This window comes from Lysinibacillus sp. 2017, from assembly GCF_003073375.1.
Classification (GTDB): Bacteria; Bacillota; Bacilli; order Bacillales_A; family Planococcaceae; genus Solibacillus.
This window is the reverse complement of the sequence record NZ_CP029002.1, coordinates 1114968-1134564: the sequence shown is the minus strand read 5'-3', so window position 1 is coordinate 1134564 and position 19597 is coordinate 1114968. Positions and strand designations below refer to the sequence as shown.

Below are 19597 nucleotides of genomic sequence, written 5' to 3'. Positions count from 1 at the left end.
GATTAATTAACCGTTACGTCTTCACCCATTATTTGCTTCACCCATGAAAGATTTTTGATAGATCTTGCTTCTACCTCTTTTAGGGGATATACACGAAAAATACCATCTGAGTCTTTTAATACCGATGTTGCATCAAATTGTGGTTTTCCAATTTTTACATTTTCGCCTTCTTTTGTAATTTCAAAGCTCGCCACGCCGCCAATCATAGAATTAGGCACTGTTAAAATGGTTGAGAAAAAATTGCCCAGTGAATAGAAGACATGTGTTTCTTGACCCTTTTCATTTACTATTTTTTTATAAGGCTGTAACACATGGGGATGCGTACCAAAAATAATATCTACCCCTGCATTATTTAATACATTCGTTAAATGGCGTTGGTAATCATTTTCTTCGTACACATATTCAGAGCCCCAATGCATTGATACAGCAACAACATCAACTTTCTCTTTTATTGCTTCGATATCTGCCTTTATTTTTGCTTCATCAAAATAATTAATTTTAAATGAAGAGCCTTTTGGCAAATAGAGCCCATTTGTGCCATACGTATAAGCCAACATCCCGACTTTGATCGAGCCTAATTCAATAATACGTGGCTTAGCAGCATCATCATTTGATTTATAAACGCCTACATATGGCATATTGTATAAATCCAAATTTTCAAATACGGTACGTACGCCGCCCTCACCTTTATCAACAATATGGTTATTCGCAATCGTTACCATATCTACTCCAGCCTTTTGAATATCTCGAATAATATGTTGAGGACTCGAAAACTGAGGGTACCCACTAAGTGCATATTTATTACCTACTGGTGGAGATTCTTGATTGGCGATTAAATAGTCATAGTTGTGAAGCATTGGTGCGACAGATTGAAATGACGACGTAAAATCTTTATATTGCGCTAATCTCAAATGCAGAAGTACATCTCCAATCATCGCAAACCGAACCGATTCTTTCATATTTTCTGGTTTTGGTTTTGGTTTTGGTTTTGGTTCTGGTTCTGGTTCTGGTTTTGGTGCTGGTACTGCTTTTGGTTCTGGTGCTGGTTCTAGTGCTGGTTGTTTAGGCTTTAACTCAGGTTCCGATTCTACTGGCATCTCATCAGCATTCAAATTAGATTCGACTACTTCCTCACTAATTCCCTGCCCTTCCGCCATTTTAACAAAGGGGTGATCCTTATCAACATTCATCACTACCACAACTAACACAGCAAGTGAAATGACCCATACCCCTAATAAAAATTTATTTAATTTACTCAATACTTCACCTACTACTAATAATTTGTAAATTATTCCCTTATAAAATACTATCAAATCACAAAATTTTTTCAAGTAAAAGAATAAAAGCGCTAAAGCGTCCGTTTACCCCCGAACAGCTTTGGAGGACCCGACAAGAAAGTAAACGTTCCATCACGCATCAACGGAGGGGTCGAAAAGCTCGAGGGGCTGGCGCTTTAGCCTAGACGTGAGATATGCTTTATTTAAAAGTTATCCACAATACGATGGATTTATAATTTCCTTAAAAATAAAAAACAGATGTGAGCTATTGCCACATCTGCCCTGAAAAATTAATATTCGTCTTCTCTAAAGCCGAAGTCACGTAAATGTGTTTGCTTATTGCGCCAGTCTTTTTGAACTTTTACCCATAGTTCTAAATAAACCTTTGAACCTAATAGCATTTCGATATCTTTACGTGCTAAAGTACCAACCTCTTTTAAAAGAGCCCCACGTTTACCGATAACAATCCCTTTTTGAGAATCACGTTCTACCATAATTGTCGCTTGTACATGAATCATATTCTCTTTTTCTTCATGTGGCTTAATACGGTCAATAACTACAGCAATCGAATGTGGAATTTCCTCACGTGTTAAATGTAAAACTTTCTCACGAATCAATTCTGAAATAATAAAACGTTCTGGGTGATCTGTTACTTGGTCTGCTGGGTAGTATTGCGGTCCTTCAGGTAAATACTTTTCAATTGTAGTAAGTAAGTTTTCGACGTTATTACCTTGTAATGCTGAGATTGGAATAATTTCTGCAAAGTCGAACTTATCTTTATATGAATCAATAATTTTCGCAAGTTCATCTGGATGAATTAAATCAATTTTATTAATAATTAAAAAGACAGGTGTTTTGTTACCTTGCAGTAATTCGATGATGAATTCATCACCTTTACCAATTTTTTGCTCTGCATTGACCATGAACATAATTACGTCCACTTCTTTTAATGCATTACGAGATGTTTTTAACATGAATTCACCAAGCTTATGCTTCGGTTTATGAATCCCTGGTGTATCAATGAAAATCGTTTGTGAACTTTCTTGTGTTAAAACACCTTGTACTTTATTACGTGTTGTTTGTGGTTTGTCTGACATAATCGCAATTTTTTGACCAATAACACGGTTTAAAAACGTCGATTTCCCAACATTCGGGCGTCCTACAATTGAGACAAAGCCCGATTTGAATCCTTTATTTTCCTGCATTCTGCATATCCTCCGTTGTGAAAGCGCCTGGTAAAAGCTCGCCCACAGTTGTTTCTTGAACGTCTCCATTCAAGTTTGTTAAATAAACTGGCATATCTGGTGTACAAAATTCACTCATTACTTGTCGACAAGCCCCACATGGTGAACATGGTCCTGGTGTGTCAGCTACAATTGCAATGGCTTTAAATTCACGAACACCTTCAGAAACCGCTTTAAAGAATGCTGTACGCTCCGCACAGTTCGTCATACTATATCCAGCGTTTTCAATGTTACAGCCATGATAAACTGTTCCATTTGCTCCGAGAAGTGCCGCCCCTACTTTAAATTTTGAATACGGAACATACGCTTTTTCACGCGCAATTTTTGATTCTGTTAATAATTGTTCCTTGTTCATGAATAAATTCCCCCAACAAAAAATTTATCGTGCACTAACGAACAGTGATAAATGTAAACACATCACTGTTTGAAGTTTCATTTTAAAACCATTTTGGTAAAAATATGAGTAGACCGATTATAACACTTGCCATTGCAAATACAAGTACAGCACCTGCTGCGATGTCCTTTGCCTCTTTTGCAAGTGGGTGGATTTCTGGCGAAGCTAAGTCTACAACACGTTCTATCGCACTGTTTATCAACTCCGCCCCAATAACAAGTGCCATCACAAAAATAATGATTAACCACTCCGTTATTGATAACCGGGTCACAGCACCTGCAATTATAACGATGATGGCACTAAGTATATGAAAACGTAAATTTTGTTCTTTTGTCGCTGTCACAATACCTTGTAACGCATAGTCGAACGAGCGAAAAAATTTACGCGCGTTCATTTGTATCGCGACCTAAGCCGTAAGATTCTAAAATTTCATCTTGTTTGCCAAACATTACTTTTTCGTCTTCAGGTACCATATGGTCATAGCCTAGTAGATGTAAAAAACCATGTACAGCTAAGAAACCTAACTCACGTTCAAATGAGTGACCAAATTCTTCAGCCTGCTCACGTGTGCGGTCTGTTGAAATAATAATATCTCCAAGGATACGCGGCATGCCTTCACCAATAATTTGTACTTCCCCTTCACCCATTTCTTCTAATGCGAATGAAATAACGTCAGTTGGTTGGTCTTTATCACGGTATTCACGATTAATTTCATGAATGGCTTCGTTCGTTACAAATGTAATCGAAACTTCTGTGCCATCTTCAATTCCTTCGTGCTGAGCGGCATGCTGTAATAATTTTCCTACTAAGTCCATATGTGATTCTTGTACTTCATTTGTTTCATCTAAAAAGTCGATTTCTAACATGTGGTTTCCTCCTAGTGTTACTTTGGATATTCAATACGCGAGTGGAACGTCCCATTCAAAGTTTCACATAATACATCTTCAATAATTTTTAATTCTTTTAATGAAATATCACATTCATCAAATTGGTCATCTTGAACGCGGTCCTGAATAATGGATTGGACAAGCTTTTGAATCTTTTCTGTGCTTGGCTCTTTCATCGATCGAACTGCAGCTTCTACACTATCCGCTATGCTTATAATAGCAGCTTCTTTTGTTTGAGGTTTTGGTCCTGGATAACGGAAAACACTTTCATCTAATTGTTTCCCTTCTTCCTTTGCCTTAAACAAGAAGAATTTTAACAGGCTTGTACCGTGATGCTGTAAGCAAATATCAATAATTTCTTGTGGCATTTTATGTTTGCGTAAAAGCTCAGCACCATCTGTTGTATGTGCAATAATAATATCTGCACTGCTTTCAGGAGCCAATGAATCATGTGGATTCGCGCCCATTTGATTTTCGATGAAAAACAGCGGTCTGCGTGTTTTCCCTAAATCATGATAATAGCAACCCACCCGTGCAAGCAAGCCATCTGCATCAATTGCCTCACAAGCGGCCTCTGCCAAATTTGCAACCATAATACTATGATGATACGTTCCTGGTGTTTCCGTCAAAATCTTTTTCAAGAGTGGATGGTTCGGATTAGACAGTTCTATGAGGCGCATTACCGATAATAAACCAAATGCTGATTCAAAGTACGGCAGTAATCCCATTGTTAAAGCACCTGACAATAAACCTGAAATAATCGCTGCTGCCACATAAAAGGCAATCTCTTTAAACCCATAACCTGATTGCGCCATTAATAAGTAAAAGGCAATAAACGCTAAGTTTACTACTGTAACAACCGCCACTGCTTGTAAATAATCCGATCGTTTTTCCAAGTTTCGCATGAAAATAATCGATGCAAAACCACCAAATAAAATATATAGTGCTGCGTCCATTTGTAAGACTGCTGCATAGCCCTCATGAAAGATAACTCCAGCAGATGCTGCAGTTAATATCGTCACAATTCCAGCAGCACGTTCATTCGCTAAAACTCGTACAAGCATAGTAGCCATCGCAGAAGGATAGACGAATGCTAGCATAACATCAAAGTTCAATGCGATTAAAGCAATTAATTTCATCGTGATTAACGCAATTGCATAAACAATGACGGTCACAAACAATTCGTTGCGTTTTTTCGAAAGTTCTTTTTTAGAGCGGTCAAATAAAATAAATAAAAATGCCATTTGTAACCCGACTAAAATGGTTAATCCCAAAATTGGTTTTATCGATGTTTTATTATCTAGCATACCTAGTAATTCTAATTGGCGATAAATTTCCCGGGTAATAACTTCCCCTTCTTGAACAATTATTTGGCCTTGTAAGATACGCGTTGGTTCAACCGCAGCGCGAGCTTGCTGCTTGGCAATCACCGTTTTTTCTTCGTCTAATACTTCAGTTTCTACAATCGCTGCACGTCCAATAGCAACTGTCACATTCATTAAACTATCCTGAATAGCAGATTGTTGACGTATTTTACTTTCAATATCATTGCGATATGTAATTAAATTTTCTTTACGCAATTGGCGATTTAAATTCATTTCCACCAAATTGGCTAGCGTATCTCGTGTCGATTCAATATTTTGCATAGATGCATTAAGCAACATCATTAACTGTGCATCAGACAATGTAAGGCTTTGTTGATTTTCTAAAATATCCTTTAAATCTTCACGTAATAGCGCAACTTGCTCCTCAGATGATAGATCCTCAGATTTTGCAATGTCTTTCTTTGCTTCTAATACAATATCAAAGATCGTAGTCACGAATGCTGCACGATGGCTTGCTATTTCTTCTTTAAACACATAAACCGAGTCAACAGATTCCTCTGCATGATCTTTATCAAATTCTGTTTTCTCATTATCTTCAACTGTTTTAACGGAACGGATTGTCTCTGGTGCAAGTTCAGTCAATTGAATGTCATATGTATCACCTCGAACATTATCAAGCATTAAGAAAAACTGTAATAATGCCGTTAGTACAAGAACAATGACTAGCAAAATACGAAAATTAATGAAATGAATATGCTTTTTCATTTTTTTAATCACTTGCGCACCCCCATCTCTCTATATTATTATTCTACCAAATTTAGTGACTTCTGTTTATGAAAAGCGTATATGTTTTTTATAATTGTCTAAATTGGGGCAGTTTAGACAAAAAAAACTTTCAACTCTAGAAAAGAATTGAAAGCCTTCTATTCGTATTAAAGCTCTTGTTCTGTATACGCCTGTATTACTCTAGCTACTAATGGATGGCGGACTACATCGCCCTGTTCTAATATTTGGAAGTGAATATCTTTTACATATTTTAATGTGCGTTCTGCTACAACCAAACCCGACTCTGTGTTTTTTGGTAAATCTACTTGTGTTTTATCACCTGTAATGACCATTTTCGAACCGAATCCTAATCGTGTTAAGAACATTTTCATTTGTTGATGCGTTGTATTCTGTGCTTCATCTAATATAACAAAAGCATCATCTAATGTACGCCCACGCATGTACGCAAGTGGTGCAATTTCAATCGTACCGCGTTCAATTAAACGCTGCGTTTGTTCTTGACCATAAATATCGTGTAAAGCGTCATATAATGGACGTAAATATGGATCAACCTTCTCTTTCAAATCACCTGGTAAAAAGCCTAAAGACTCTCCTGCTTCAACTGCTGGACGTGTTAAAATAATACGCTTTACATGACCATTTTTTAACGCCTGTGTTGCCATGACGACAGCTAAATAAGTTTTACCTGTGCCCGCTGGACCGATACCGAAAATCAAATCTTTATGACGAATTGCACGAATATATTCACGTTGTCCAATTGTTTTTGCACGAATTGGCTTTCCTTTTGAACTACGCGCAATTTCCTCATCATATAACTCTGCATAGTACTCAATTGTTCCTTTGTTGGCCATTTCAATGGCCGTCGACACATCACGTGCGTCAATATTAATATTTTTTCGAATTACTTTTAAAAGCGCCTCTAAAACTGAATATGCTTCATTCTTTTTGGCAAGATCGTCTCCTGCAATTTGAATAACTTCTCCACGCGTAATAATTTGAACACCGTATGTTTCTTCAATTAATGTTATATTGGCATCTGACATTCCTAAAAGCATTACTGCTTCATTCGGATTATCGATTTGAAGCTCAACAAATTTTTCAGTCATACTCATTCTCCTTGATGAATAGGTTGTGGTTGTGCAATATTTTCATTTACCAAAAATAGGACTTTCCCTTTTACTGTATCATCATCAGCATAGACGTGCAAAAGTTTTTCTGATTTAATGGTTGATTTTAAAGGAAGTGATCGCAGCATTTTTTCATGTAAGAGTGGCAATATCAATGTATCGAATTGTTTCTCGTCAATTTGCTCTTTTTTTGTTTCAAATAAGTGATATGGTGTTAATTTCACAATTGATTTTAATGGCTTAATGGATTTTTTTTCAAATACTTTGTTGATTTGTTGAATATCCCATTCGTATTTCCAACCACTGTCCACAAGTACACTCATTTCTATTCCTTTGGGGATTGAAAATGACGTTTCCAACCAATAATCTGCATACACTTCTCCCTGTGCCCCAACAATGTAATGTTCATCACCGCGACTTAAGATACCTGAAACGAGTGTATCGCCCTTATAGACAGTTGTATTCGGTTCTACTTGACGAATTCCTTTGCTAATATCAAAATGCGTTACAACGCCACTATTTGAAGCAATTAAATGTTGCTGGTCATTTAACTTAGTCTCTGTATTCACTTTCGGAGCAAGCTGAGGTGAAATAACTATATGACTACCTTGCTTCATGATATGTACCCATGAAAATTGACGATAGTGCTCCATTATTTGCTGTCGTAATGTATTATCTGTTAAAAAATTTTTTCGATACATAGGAAATTCAATGGCTAAGTCATAATTTAAATAGTGCATAACGTCATCAGAAAGTTCAATTGTGTCGGCTTGTACTTCCAACTTCCAAAGATATTGTGAAAAAATAAAAGGTAATACAAACAAACAAATCAAACCGATTAGTGTACGACTATCTTTTTGGAGTACACGATTTGGCTCAACATAATCTACCGTTAGCTTCACTTGATATTTCCTACGAATTTGTCGAACAACTTTTAAGTGCGAATACGCAATATGAAATTGGATTTGTTGTGGTTGAAATCGGATTTTATATAGAGGTACCTGGTTTTTTCTTAAACAACGAATAAATTCAGAGGCCTGTTCACTTTTTTTCAAAGAAATTAAGATCATTTTTTTGTTCATTGTTTTCATTTTTCATTTCGCTCAATGCTTAGTTTATGTAATGTATCAAAGTGTATTAAAAACCCTTCTTCATACAAATATTGAACCTTTATCGTTTTTGCGGCCAATTGTAATCGAAATTTTTGAACATCACATTCAAAATAGTCATCTGCAACCTTTTCGAGTTCGTAATTTCCGTTATAATGTATTTTTTCGAATGGTGAAATTTGCAAAGTAGACTGTGTAGGAAATAATTTTTTCAAAAAAGTAACCCCCTTAGCGATACTATATGCAGTAAGCTAAGTGAGCATTACTTAATTAGAATTTCCCATGTTGTGAGTTGTCTTAAAGAGCCGGATAAACTCTTATTCTTTCCTTTATGCTTTACCCTTATTTGACGATTTTAGGCAAAAAACTACCCATCTCCATGATATACATGAAAATAGGTAGTTTCATTAGCGTTTTGATTTTGGTGGACCTAAAATTTCTGACATGACAATCGCCTGCATAAGCTCACGTTGAGTAGCTGGCACCACATGTAATGATTGTTCTTCTTGTTTCTTAATCATTTGAACAATAGGTCGCTCGGTTAATTGGCGTGTACTTGGAGTCCTTTCGAGCATTGGCTTATTTCCGATACTTTCTCGACTCACTTCACGTTTCGGTAGATCTACCTTTATCGGAGCAGGTGTTTCAATCGTTTTAACTTCTGGCTTCGATTTTTCGTTTAGCTGACCAAATACTTCACTTGCAAAATCTTCTAATGTTTTCGGACGATTTTGCGACCGTGCAGGGCGAACTTCCTGTTTTTGTCGAGGAGCTGGCTGACTGCTAAATGGCGGCATTTGCTTTGTTGGCTTTTTGTTTTCTTCTTTTTTTCCTTTATTAAATAAAGAAGTAATGATACCAATAACGACTGCAATAATTAACGCTTCCATTTAGTGCTCACTTCCTTCCTCGATTATTTATTTTTTGGATCTTGACTATCATTGTTTGATACTTTAGAAATTGATTCACGCATTGATGTATCAGCTTGGATGTTTTTATAATTCATATAATCCATAATACCGAAGTTACCAGAACGTAATGCTTCTGCTATCGCCATCGGTACTTCTGCTTCTGCTTCTACTACTTTTGCTTTCATTTCTTGAACTTTCGCGATCATCTCTTGCTCGTTAGCAACGGCCATTGCACGGCGCTCTTCGGCTTTAGCTTGCGCGATGTTTTTATCTGCTTGTGCTTGCTCGATTTGTAATTCAGCACCGATGTTTTTACCGATATCAACGTCTGCAATATCAATCGATAGAATTTCGAATGCCGTACCAGAGTCTAAACCTTTTGAAAGTACTGTTTGAGAGATTAAATCTGGGTTTTCTAATACTTTAGAATGCGAAGCGCTCGAGCCTAAAGTCGATACGATACCTTCACCTACACGGGCAACGATCGTTTCTTCACCAGCACCACCTACTAAGCGGTCTAGATTTGCACGTACAGTAATACGCGCTTTTGCTTTTACTTCGATTCCGTTCATCGCCACACCAGCAATAAATGGCGTTTCAATTACTTTTGGATTTACTGACATTTGTACTGCTTCTAATACATCACGTCCAGCTAAGTCAATTGCTGCTGCACGTTCAAAAGTTAATTCGATATTTGCACGATGCGCTGCGATTAATGCATTAACAACACGGTCAACATTACCACCAGCTAAATAATGTGATTCTAATTGGTTAATTGTTACCTCGATACCTGCTTTATGTGCTTTAATTAATGGATTTACGATACGTGAAGGAATTACGCGACGTAAGCGCATCCCAATTAATGTGAAAATACTTACACGTACACCCGCTGCTAACGCACTAATCCATAGTGCAACTGGAACGAATGTGAAAAATACAGCTAATATTAAGAAAATCACGACAATCGCAATAATTAGCGTTATTGCTGTTGCATCAATAATCATACTTGTTCTCCACCTTTTTCTTTTAATTCTCTCACGACAATGCGAGAGCCTTCTACTTTAATTACTTCAACTGTTTTACCAGCATCGACATAGCCACCTTCTGTCACAACATCAATACGTTCATTATCAACGACAACTGTACCTGCCGGACGTAACGGTGTAAGAGATATCCCCTGCTTGCCAATTAAATCAATTCGGTTTGCGTTTGATACATAGCCTTCCTCTGTCGTCGTAGCATCTTTCAGCACGAGTCGATTGAACATATGTAGCTTTTTACCGAAGAATTTCATAAGTATCACCATTCCTATACCTGCAATTATCATTGCGATTAATATTGAGTAGGCCATATGAACAAAGCTCTGCCCTGCAAATAGTATACTTCCGAGGATAAGTATGCCGCCTAAAATACCAACAATTCCACCTGGCACGAAAAACTCAGCGACGACTAATATAAGCCCTATGACAAATATAATAAATGTTTCATAACCAGCAAACCCTGCAACAAGATGTCCAAAGAAGAACAATCCGAGTGATGCTAATCCCATTGTACCTGATATACCAAAGCCTGGGGAATATAATTCGACAACTAACCCTATACTTGCAATCGACAATAAAATTGGCACAACAATTGGATTCGTAATGAAACGGGCTAACTTTTCAGAAAATGTTTGTTCAACTGTCAAAACTTCAGCATCTTCAAACTTTAAAACTTTTAAAAGTTCCTCCATTGAACTTACGGTTCCTTCAGAATATCCAACCTTTAATGCATCGTCGGCTGTCAACGTTAGTAATTGCCCTGGAGGTGTACTTAGTTTAGGTAGATTATCCGTTTTGACGACCATTGCTTGGGCATAGATTGGATCTCTTCCTCCACCAGAATTCGTTGCCGCAGCGGTCATTTCTGCTAACCAATAACTTTCAACTTTGTCTCCCGCCGTATCTCCAGAAGTCTTAATAGGTGCTGCAGAACCCATTGTAGCGCTTGGCATCATATAAATTTGGTCAGCATGTAACGCAATGTAGGCACCTGCTGAAATCGCATTTGTATTAATAAAAGCAACAACAGGGATGTTCGTCTCATCAATTAATTTTCCGATATCTACAGCCGCATTTATTGCTCCACCTGGTGTATGCATATTTAATACGATTGCTTGGGCATTATTTTCTTTTGCTTCTTCAAAGCCGCGCTTCAAATATTGGTGTAAACCCATTTCAATTTCATTATCAATCGTAATTTCATACACTTTTCCACTCGCAAACGCCGTAAATGAAGGGAAAATTAAAAAAATCGACATGACCATCAAAAATAGCCAACTAAAGCCCTTCGTTCGTTTCATTTATCTCACCTCTCTTTTGCCTATTTCTATGTATAGTAAGTATACGGGACAACTTAATAAAAGGTTTCAAAAAAATTAGATAAACTTTTATTTAGAAGCCTTTTATAAAATATGACGCTTCATTGAACTATTATACGCTAACTTCACTACAATTTTAATAATTTTCTATAAATTACATAATAATCCTATTTTTACGCATCGTTATACTCAGTAAAAAACAAAAAACTAGCCTGTATAATAATTAGATTCTACTAAACAGGCTACTCTTATTCATGCATATGCTCTTTTTGTTGAATTTGGAATCGTTAAGCTTTCGCGATATTTCGCAACAGTCCTCCTCGAAATTAGGATTTGCTCCTTTTTCAAAAATTCGACAAGTTGTTGGTCAGATAGCGGCTTTGATGAACACTCTCCTGCTATTAACTGTTGTATACGTTGCTTTATCCTATCACTCGTCAAGTTCGGATTTTCTGTATAAGTAATGCCTTTCGGGAAAAATTCTTTTAACATAAGCATCCCAAACGGCGTTCTTACATATTTATTACGTATGGCGCGACTAATCGTTGATTCATGTAAATTTAATTCCCTTGCTGCATCTGCTAATCGTAGAGGTATTAGTCCACTTTGACCCTTTTCTAAAAAGTAGCGTTGTTTTTGAATTAACCAATTCATGATTCGATAAATTGTCTTTTTTCGCTCTTCGATGCCATCTACCAATAACTGTGCCTGCTTTAACTGTTGTTCAACATAATCTTTTATAAGAGATTCCTCTTTTAATAATGCAATATAACCTTCATTTATTGATACTTTAGGCAGCAGCTGGTTGTTTATTTCAATTATCCATTGTCCTGCGACCAAAGAAATCTGTAAATCCGGAATGATGAACATAGAAGGTTCATTTAATGTTGGCATTTTTGGAAATGGCTGCAATCCCTTTATATAAGCAATCGTTGTTAATACTTCTTTTTTGGTCATTTTATATTTCTTCATAAGGTAAGACATTTGAAGATTTGCAATAGCCGTTAACTCTTGTTGAATAAATAATAAGGCAAACGGGGGTGCCTGTTCATCTAAATTCACTTGCAATTCCAAAAAGTGTTTACTATTTTTTGATGCAATACCAAACGGACCAAAGCTTTGAAGCAATTCAATACATTCTATTATTTCTTCCTCGGAAATCGAAAATTTTTTACATACTTCACTTATTTCCACCTGTAAAAATAAATGTTCATCAAGATGTTCCATTAAAAAACGAAGTACTCGTTCTTGAATATTTGGTAGTTCGATTTGTAAAGGCATTAACTCCCATAAATACTCTACAACGCTTTCTTGCTTTACTTTGAAAGGTTCAATTCGATTGTCATATCTTTTTAGATTGGAATAATCTACTGAAAATCTATTAAAATGATCCTCTACTAGCAATAAAGGGTTTTCTAACGCTTTGTCGGCAATCATTGTTGCCAACTCGTCATTTGTTAATTGGAGTATCTCTAAATGAAAGATCGTATCCATTGTCATGATTTGCTTTATTTGAGGTGAAATTTGGATGTCCATTTGCATAAGCATCCCCCGTTTCATTTTCGTTTTTTAAGCTATTTCGCAATATGCACTACTAAATGTTGCAAAAACCATTGCAGCGCTCCTTCACTTGCCTGATCAAATGTAAAGCCGTCATATACATCAAAATGTCCACCTGGTAGCTGCAATAATTTTTTCGGCTCGTTTGCCCAGTCTTCGTAAGCTTCAATGATTAAATCCGGTGGTGTAATTCCGTCCTCCATAGCAGCAATCATTAATAAGGGCGTCGGTGAGATAAACTCGACAAAGCTAGCAGGATTATACTCTAAATAATGCTCCATCGACTCAAACGTAATTTCATTTTTCCAATTGGGCGCTATCTTAGATGCCCTCATAAACCACTCAAAAGCATCCGGATGTGGCTGTGCAGAAGGTTCATCTAGCGAAACAACAGGCATCATTTGCTGTTCACCTGTAAAATATCGGGACGCGCGATAACTTTCTAATTGATGGACAAAATTAGCTAGTTGTTCGGTTCCCATTTTTCGCGCTGCACCTTTTCGTCCATTAATGGTCGGCACTTGAGCTACTACTGCTTTTACTCGCTTATCTACAGCAGCAATATGTAGTACATGACCACCACTATAAGAAGTACCCCAAATTCCGATTTGCTCTGCATTCACTTCAGGTAATGCACTGACCCAAGTGATGGCATTACGATAATCTTTAATTTGCTCATATGGCTCTAAATGCTGGGGCTTATCGCTTTCACTTTCACCGAAATTCCGATAATCAAACACAAGTACAACAAACCCATTTTTACAAAACATGTCCGCATAACGATCTAAATAAGCTTCCTTAACTAAACTAAACCCGTGCGCCATGACGATTGCTGGAGCTGGCTGATTTAAATTATCAGGTACATAGAGCCAAGCCGCACAGAATTTCCCTTCACTGTTGAATGTCACACTTTCTCTTTTCATTTGACATCCCTCCTTGCAATATAGCTAGCAAGTTTGATGCCAACTATTGTTCAAAGCGTTGTAATTTCTTAACAAGTGTAGACTGACTAATCCCTAAAGCATTCGCGGCTTTTCTTGTTGTCCTATATTGTTGAAGCTTTTCAACGATTATTTTGTTTTCTATTTCAAGCATTAAATTCTTTAACGGCTTTTGTGACAGCGTATCTGGCCGCTGATGAATAAAAGGTAAGTCACTCCATGAAATTTCATCTTCCTCTGACATAACGACTAATCGTTCGATCATATTTTCCATTTCGCGAACATTTCCTGGCCAATCGTAATCTGAAAACAAATGAATAATTCCCGGGGCAAATTTGACATTCATCTTATATTTACTGTTCTTTTTTTGTAAAAAATAATAGGCAAGCGGCGCAATGTCCTCTTTCCGCTCTCGTAGCGGGGGAATCTCAATGGGTACAATGTTTAATCGGTAATACAAATCCAGTCGAAACTTCCCTTCTTTGACAAGCTCATTCAAATCCTTATTAGTCGCAGAAACGACTCGAATATTCAATGGGATTGTTTTACGTCCCCCAATTCGCATGACTTCATGTTCCTGAAGCACTCGTAAAATTTTTGCTTGTAAATCAATGGGCATGTCCCCTATTTCATCTAGCAAAATTGTGCCGCCATTTGCCTGCTCAAATAACCCAGGCTTGCCGCGTTGGTCAGCACCTGTAAAAGCCCCTTTTTCATAGCCAAATAATTCCGCCTCTAAAAGTGGTCCTGGAATTGCTGAACAATTGACTTTAATAAGTGGGTTATTGGCACGCGGACTATATTGATGGAGTAAGTTCACAATAACTTCCTTCCCTACACCTGACTCCCCGCGCAAGTAAACCGTAGAATCTACCTTTGTTATCCGAAGAATTAATTTAATAACATTTCGAAATGCTTTACTTTTTGCCACTATATTTTCTAAATCAGGTAAGGAATCTGACGGAAATTCATCTTGAACACTCTGTCTATTTTTTAAAGCAATCGATAAAAGCTGATCCATCTTTAAGTTATTTAATTCATAAATATCACGTACATTTAATATAATTTTTGATAGTATTCCTTCATCATCAAAAATCGGTGTACCTGTTACAAGCACATCAACGCCTCGAATATTAATAATACGTGTAATGACTTTTCCTCTTTTAGCAACTAACAGACCTACTGAATCACTAATTTCTCCCTTTTTCAACGCTTGATTAATATTATGCCCAACAAATTCTTCTAGTGAATAGTTACAAATGGTTGCTGCTGCTTTATTCATATAAAGTCCCGTTCCATCCTTATCTATAACGCATAGACCATCATAACTAAAGCGTGCCGCTAATTGTTCATTAAGCATAGTCAACCTCCTTGATGAATATTTTCATCACCGATTCTTTTTTTCATCACTTTAATTTAATATACGTTTCCTTTTTTCAGAAAATTATAACATTCAATGTTTATTTATCCTATTATTTGATTTTTACTCCTATATTTCATAGGTTGGCACGCTTCTTGCGAGACTATTTATAAGAAGTGAAAGGAGAATTTAAAATGAGAAGACCATTACCATCAACAATAACTAAATCGCTCACTTTACCCATTATTGCGGCACCGATGTTTTTAGTTTCTGGGCCCCAACTTGTTATTAACTGCTGCAAACAGGGAATTGTAGGTTCTTTTCCGTTTCAAAATGCTAGAACAATAGAATTATTGGAAAATTGGCTGGAGGAAATTACTTCTTCCTTATCACAAGATTCTAATAGCGCAATTTGGGCAGCCAATATTGTCGTCCATAGATCTTATGAACGAATGGATCAGGAACTAGAACTTGTAAAACGGTATAAACCACCGATTGTCGTAACCGCACTTGGAAATCCTGCAAGAGTCATTGAAGCGGTGCATAGCTATGGTGGTCTCGTATTCGCTGATGTCAATTCAATTGATTATGCAAAAAAAGCTGCATCAAGTGGCGTAGATGGATTAGTACTCGTCTGTGCAGGAGCTGGTGGGCATACAGGTTTGTTAAATAGCTTTGCCTTTGTCGAGGAAGTTCGAACATTTTGGGATGGCTTTCTATGCTTAGCAGGTGGTATGTCAACGGGTTCTAGTATTTTAGCGTGTGAAGCATTAGGCGTTGATTTTGCTTATATGGGGACAAAATTCATTTTGGCAGAGGAAAGTCTTGCACCAACTGCCTACAAAGAAATGCTTACCGAAGCTACGAGTGCAGACATTATTTTAACGGATTCATTTTCAGGAGTTCCTGCGAATATGCTGCGTCAAAGCATCGAGAAAGCAGGATATGATCCTCTAAATTTAAAAAAGAAAGATAAAATCAATTTTGAACAGCCATTAGATGGTTCAAAAGCTTGGAAGGATATTTGGTCTGCGGGACATGGTGTCGGTCGATTATCCGATATTCAACCTGTCTCAAGCATTATTGAAAAATTAAAAGAAGAATATGACACTGCTAAAAATAAGTTACTTAATTCAAGCAGTTCAACCGTCAAATAAAAAGGAGGAGTTTCAATGGTTCGTGAGTTACCTGCATTTAATAATCCTTATTATGAGGAAAATTTATATGGCCCAGCGAAGGATGAATTATTTGTCGAACAATTAACTGTGATTGAAGGACATGTGCCAAATGATATTTATGGTGCATACATCCGAAACGGTCCAAACCCAAAACATAATCCGAATGGTCGTTATCATTGGTTTGATGGAGATGGGATGTTACACGGAGTCTATTTTAATGATGGTAAAGTCAGTTACCGAAATCGCTATGTTCAAACGAAAGCATTTCAACACGAGGCAATCGAAGGACGGGCAATTTGGACGGGTCTACTTGAAAATCCAAAAAACAATCCGTTTTTCGAAAAAGAAAAAAATTCATCTAATACGGATGTTGTCTTCCACAATGGTAATTTATTAAGTCTCTGGTATCGAGCAGGTCAACCATATAAGGTCGATGCATTAACACTTGAAACAATAGGAATTGAGGACTTTGGTGGGCAACTTACATGTAATGTTTCAGCCCATTCAAAAGTCGATGAACACACAGGTGAATTTTTATTTTTTGATTACGGCAATACGTATCCTTACATGATGTACGGAGTCGCGTCTGCAGATGGACAACTTAAACATTGTGTGCCAATTGAGCTACCTGGTCCACGACTCCCTCATGACATGGCAATTACTAAAAATTATTCTATTTTAATGGATTTGCCATTGTTTAACGATCCAGAGGCCGCAAAGCTTGGCTATTACAAATCAAGGTTTTATCGGGAGCTACCAAGCCGCTTTGGCATTATTCCGCGCTACGGAAGTGCTGAAGAAATTAAATGGTTCGAAGCAGCTCCTTGTTATATATACCACGTTGTCAATGCTTGGGAGGAGGGAGATGAAATTGTCATGGTTTGCTGCCGTGTAAAAGAACCTGAACCAACACAATCAAAAGAGGATGGTCCACTTGAACGCATGCTATCGTTCTTACGTCTTGATGCACAGCTTCACTGCTGGCGTTTCAATTTAAAAACAGGCGCTGTAAAAGAATATGAACTTTGTGATGCCAATACAGAATTTCCTGTCATCAACTTAGATTACACAGGCATAAAATCACGTTATTCCTACAATGTTTGCATTACAAATGGGCGCACACTCGAATTTGATGGAGTTGCTAAATACGACACATGGACAGGAAAATCGATTCGCTATGAATTCGGTCCAGGACGCTTCGGCACAGAGGGCGCCTATTCCCCAAGACCTAATGCAACATCAGAGGATGATGGCTATTTAATCACCTATGTATATGATCAAATTCACGACACATCTGAATTAATCATTTTAGATGCCCAAAACTTCGACCTTGGACCAATTGCACGTTTAGAAATTCCACAGCGTATTCCGATGGGATTCCATGCTACATGGGTGAATGGCGAAAGCTTATACGCAGAATAACAGAAATGAAGGGAGAGATTTTATGATTTTGACAACACAAGAAAATATCAATGTTTACACAGATAACGGTTGGTGGGGAACAAAAACAACACAAGATTACTTACAAGCTTTAGTCAATCAATCACCAAACAAAGAAGCATTAATTGATCCTGCCAATAAAGCTTCTCTTTGTAACACGCCATCTTATTCACTGACATATGAGGAACTTCAACACAAAATTGATCAAGTGGCAACTGCATTGCACGAGCAGGGCATTGGTAAAGACGATATTGTAGCACTCCAGCTTCCCAATATCGTAGAACTAGTTATTAGTTATTTTGCCGTATTAAAAGTTGGGGCGATTTCGAGCCCGTTTCCAGTGCAGTTCCGAGAGTTTGAATGTTTACAACTATTACAATCACTACAAGCAAAGGCCGTCATTACCATGCAGCAAATTAATGAGCGCCAATACGCAAATATGTATACACAGTTACAACCGCAAGTACCTTCATTAAAAACAGTTTTCATATTCGATGGTGAATTAGACGGTGGTATTCATATTGATTTAGAAACACAAGCCGCGCACCCATTACCTGAAGTTAACGTCACTGCTAACGATATTTTTACGATCTGTTGGACATCTGGGACAGAAGGCAAGCCAAAAGGTGTTCCAAGAAGTCACAATGAATGGTTTGTAAGTGCCTACGCAAGTGTAGATGCTGCCAAGCTAACTGCAGCAGACCGAATTTTATTAACATTCCCTCTTGTTAATATGGCAGGTATTGGTGGAGTCTTAGTTCCTTGGATATTAAGTGGTGGCACACTTGTGTTGCATCATCCATTTGATTTCCCTACTTTTTTAGGACAAATCGGTACACACCGTATTACCTATACCTTAGTCCCTCCATCATTATTAACAATGATGATAAAAAATGAAGCAATATTAGCAAGTATTGATACTAATGCACTAAGAGCAATTGGAACAGGTTCTGCCCCAATTACACCTTGGCTTATTCATTCATGGAAGGAGATTCACGGAGTTGATTTGATCAATTATTTCGGTTCAAATGAAGGCGCAACATTTTTAAGTGATGCTGAAGATGTGCCAGATGCGGGGCTTCGTGCCATCTATTTACCGCGCTTTGGTCCAAAAGAGTTATCTTGGCATAATCGTGTCGGAAAAATGGTCATAAGTAAGCTCGTAGATGTCGATACAGGTGAAGAAATTACTGAACCAAATCATCCAGGAGAACTAAAAATCAAAGGTCCTGGTGTATTTTCTGGCTATTGGCAAGCACCTGAAATCAATGCAAAAGCATTTGACGTAGACGGATATTTCAGTACCGGTGATTTATTTGAAATCATCGTAGAAAATGATGAAGCCCGCTATTATCGCGTGGTCGGGCGATTAAAAGATATTATCGTGCGTTCCGGTATGAAAATTTCCCCATTAGAACTAGAGGAAATTATTCAAACACATCCGAGCATTGTAGAAGTTGCCGTTATTCCCTACCCTCATAAAGCACATGGTGAAATCAGCTGTGCATGTGTTGTTGTGGCAGAAGGTCAAACGGTTACATTAGAGGAAGTTATCAAATTATTAACAGATAAAAAAATCGCCTCTTTCAAATTACCTGAAAAACTAATGATTGTGGATACTTTACCTCGTAACGCCGTTGGGAAAGTCATCAAATCTGCTCTTATCGATCAAGTTTATGATGAACAAGTCGGCGTATAA

General features: G+C 37.4%; 18 protein-coding genes. 3 read left to right on the top strand and 15 right to left on the bottom strand.

The genetic code is table 11. The features are described from left to right. Window positions 1-2: 2 nt before the first annotated feature. The 15 genes from DCE79_RS05075 to DCE79_RS05005 form a co-directional block, all read right to left on the bottom strand. Window positions 3-1259: a CapA family protein gene (locus tag DCE79_RS05075; protein ID WP_108714427.1), complete on the bottom strand. Its 1257-nt coding sequence runs from the start codon at window positions 1257-1259 to the stop codon at window positions 3-5. 308 nt (window positions 1260-1567) lie between these two features. Further along, window positions 1568-2482: a GTPase Era gene (gene era / locus DCE79_RS05070; protein WP_108712030.1), complete on the bottom strand. Its 915-nt coding sequence runs from the start codon at window positions 2480-2482 to the stop codon at window positions 1568-1570. Beyond that, a complete protein-coding gene (locus DCE79_RS05065) occupies window positions 2469-2876 on the bottom strand; it encodes a cytidine deaminase (protein WP_108712029.1) in 408 nt (135 codons plus the stop codon). The genes era and DCE79_RS05065 overlap by 14 nt, the downstream gene beginning before the upstream one ends. 82 nt (window positions 2877-2958) lie before the next feature. Beyond that, complete coding sequence (locus DCE79_RS05060) at window positions 2959-3309, bottom strand: diacylglycerol kinase family protein (protein WP_108712028.1); 351 nt, start codon at window positions 3307-3309, stop codon at window positions 2959-2961. Further along, entirely contained in the window at window positions 3296-3781 is a 486-nt protein-coding gene (gene ybeY, locus DCE79_RS05055; protein ID WP_108712027.1) for an rRNA maturation RNase YbeY, read from the bottom strand. Before ybeY ends, DCE79_RS05060 begins: the two co-directional genes overlap by 14 nt. A 17-nt stretch (window positions 3782-3798) precedes the next feature. After that, window positions 3799-5904: an HD family phosphohydrolase gene (locus DCE79_RS05050; protein WP_369916797.1), complete on the bottom strand. Its 2106-nt coding sequence runs from the start codon at window positions 5902-5904 to the stop codon at window positions 3799-3801. Window positions 5905-6059: 155 nt separating this feature from the next. Then, window positions 6060-7019: a PhoH family protein gene (locus DCE79_RS05045; protein ID WP_108712026.1), complete on the bottom strand. Its 960-nt coding sequence runs from the start codon at window positions 7017-7019 to the stop codon at window positions 6060-6062. A 2-nt stretch (window positions 7020-7021) separates the two neighbouring features. Next, the gene (locus tag DCE79_RS05040) at window positions 7022-8110 is read right to left on the bottom strand and encodes a sporulation protein YqfD (RefSeq protein ID WP_234417389.1); all 1089 of its coding nucleotides are present in this window, start codon (window positions 8108-8110) and stop codon (window positions 7022-7024) included. Window positions 8111-8127: 17 nt separating this feature from the next. Further along, a complete protein-coding gene (locus DCE79_RS05035) occupies window positions 8128-8364 on the bottom strand; it encodes an RNA methyltransferase (RefSeq protein WP_108712024.1) in 237 nt (78 codons plus the stop codon). Between the two features lie 192 nt (window positions 8365-8556). Further along, a complete protein-coding gene (locus DCE79_RS05030; RefSeq protein ID WP_108712023.1) occupies window positions 8557-9039 on the bottom strand; it encodes a hypothetical protein in 483 nt (160 codons plus the stop codon). A gap of 23 nt (window positions 9040-9062) precedes the next feature. Next, window positions 9063-10064, bottom strand: a complete 1002-nt coding sequence (gene floA, locus DCE79_RS05025) for a flotillin-like protein FloA (protein ID WP_108712022.1) — start codon at window positions 10062-10064, stop codon at window positions 9063-9065. Beyond that, window positions 10061-11401 carry an NfeD family protein gene (locus tag DCE79_RS05020; RefSeq protein WP_108712021.1) on the bottom strand — a complete coding sequence of 447 codons (1341 nt, stop codon included), beginning with the start codon at window positions 11399-11401 and terminating at the stop codon, window positions 10061-10063. Before DCE79_RS05020 ends, floA begins: the two co-directional genes overlap by 4 nt. Window positions 11402-11671: 270 nt before the next feature. Further along, the gene (gene rpoN / locus DCE79_RS05015) at window positions 11672-12961 is read right to left on the bottom strand and encodes an RNA polymerase factor sigma-54 (protein ID WP_159083054.1); all 1290 of its coding nucleotides are present in this window, start codon (window positions 12959-12961) and stop codon (window positions 11672-11674) included. Window positions 12962-12993: 32 nt separating this feature from the next. Further along, entirely contained in the window at window positions 12994-13902 is a 909-nt protein-coding gene (locus DCE79_RS05010) for an alpha/beta hydrolase (RefSeq protein ID WP_108712019.1), read from the bottom strand. Between the two features lie 43 nt (window positions 13903-13945). Next, window positions 13946-15280 carry a sigma-54 interaction domain-containing protein gene (locus DCE79_RS05005; protein WP_108712018.1) on the bottom strand — a complete coding sequence of 445 codons (1335 nt, stop codon included), beginning with the start codon at window positions 15278-15280 and terminating at the stop codon, window positions 13946-13948. Window positions 15281-15474: 194 nt separating this feature from the next. Between DCE79_RS05005 and DCE79_RS05000 the strand changes: the two genes are divergently transcribed. The 3 genes from DCE79_RS05000 to DCE79_RS04990 are packed head-to-tail and all read left to right on the top strand — an operon-like array spanning window position 15475 to window position 19597. Then, the gene (locus tag DCE79_RS05000) at window positions 15475-16437 is read left to right on the top strand and encodes an NAD(P)H-dependent flavin oxidoreductase (RefSeq protein WP_108712017.1); all 963 of its coding nucleotides are present in this window, start codon (window positions 15475-15477) and stop codon (window positions 16435-16437) included. A gap of 15 nt (window positions 16438-16452) precedes the next feature. Then, complete coding sequence (locus DCE79_RS04995; RefSeq protein ID WP_108712016.1) at window positions 16453-17880, top strand: carotenoid oxygenase family protein; 1428 nt, start codon at window positions 16453-16455, stop codon at window positions 17878-17880. Between the two features lie 22 nt (window positions 17881-17902). Then, complete coding sequence (locus DCE79_RS04990) at window positions 17903-19597, top strand: class I adenylate-forming enzyme family protein (protein WP_159083053.1); 1695 nt, start codon at window positions 17903-17905, stop codon at window positions 19595-19597.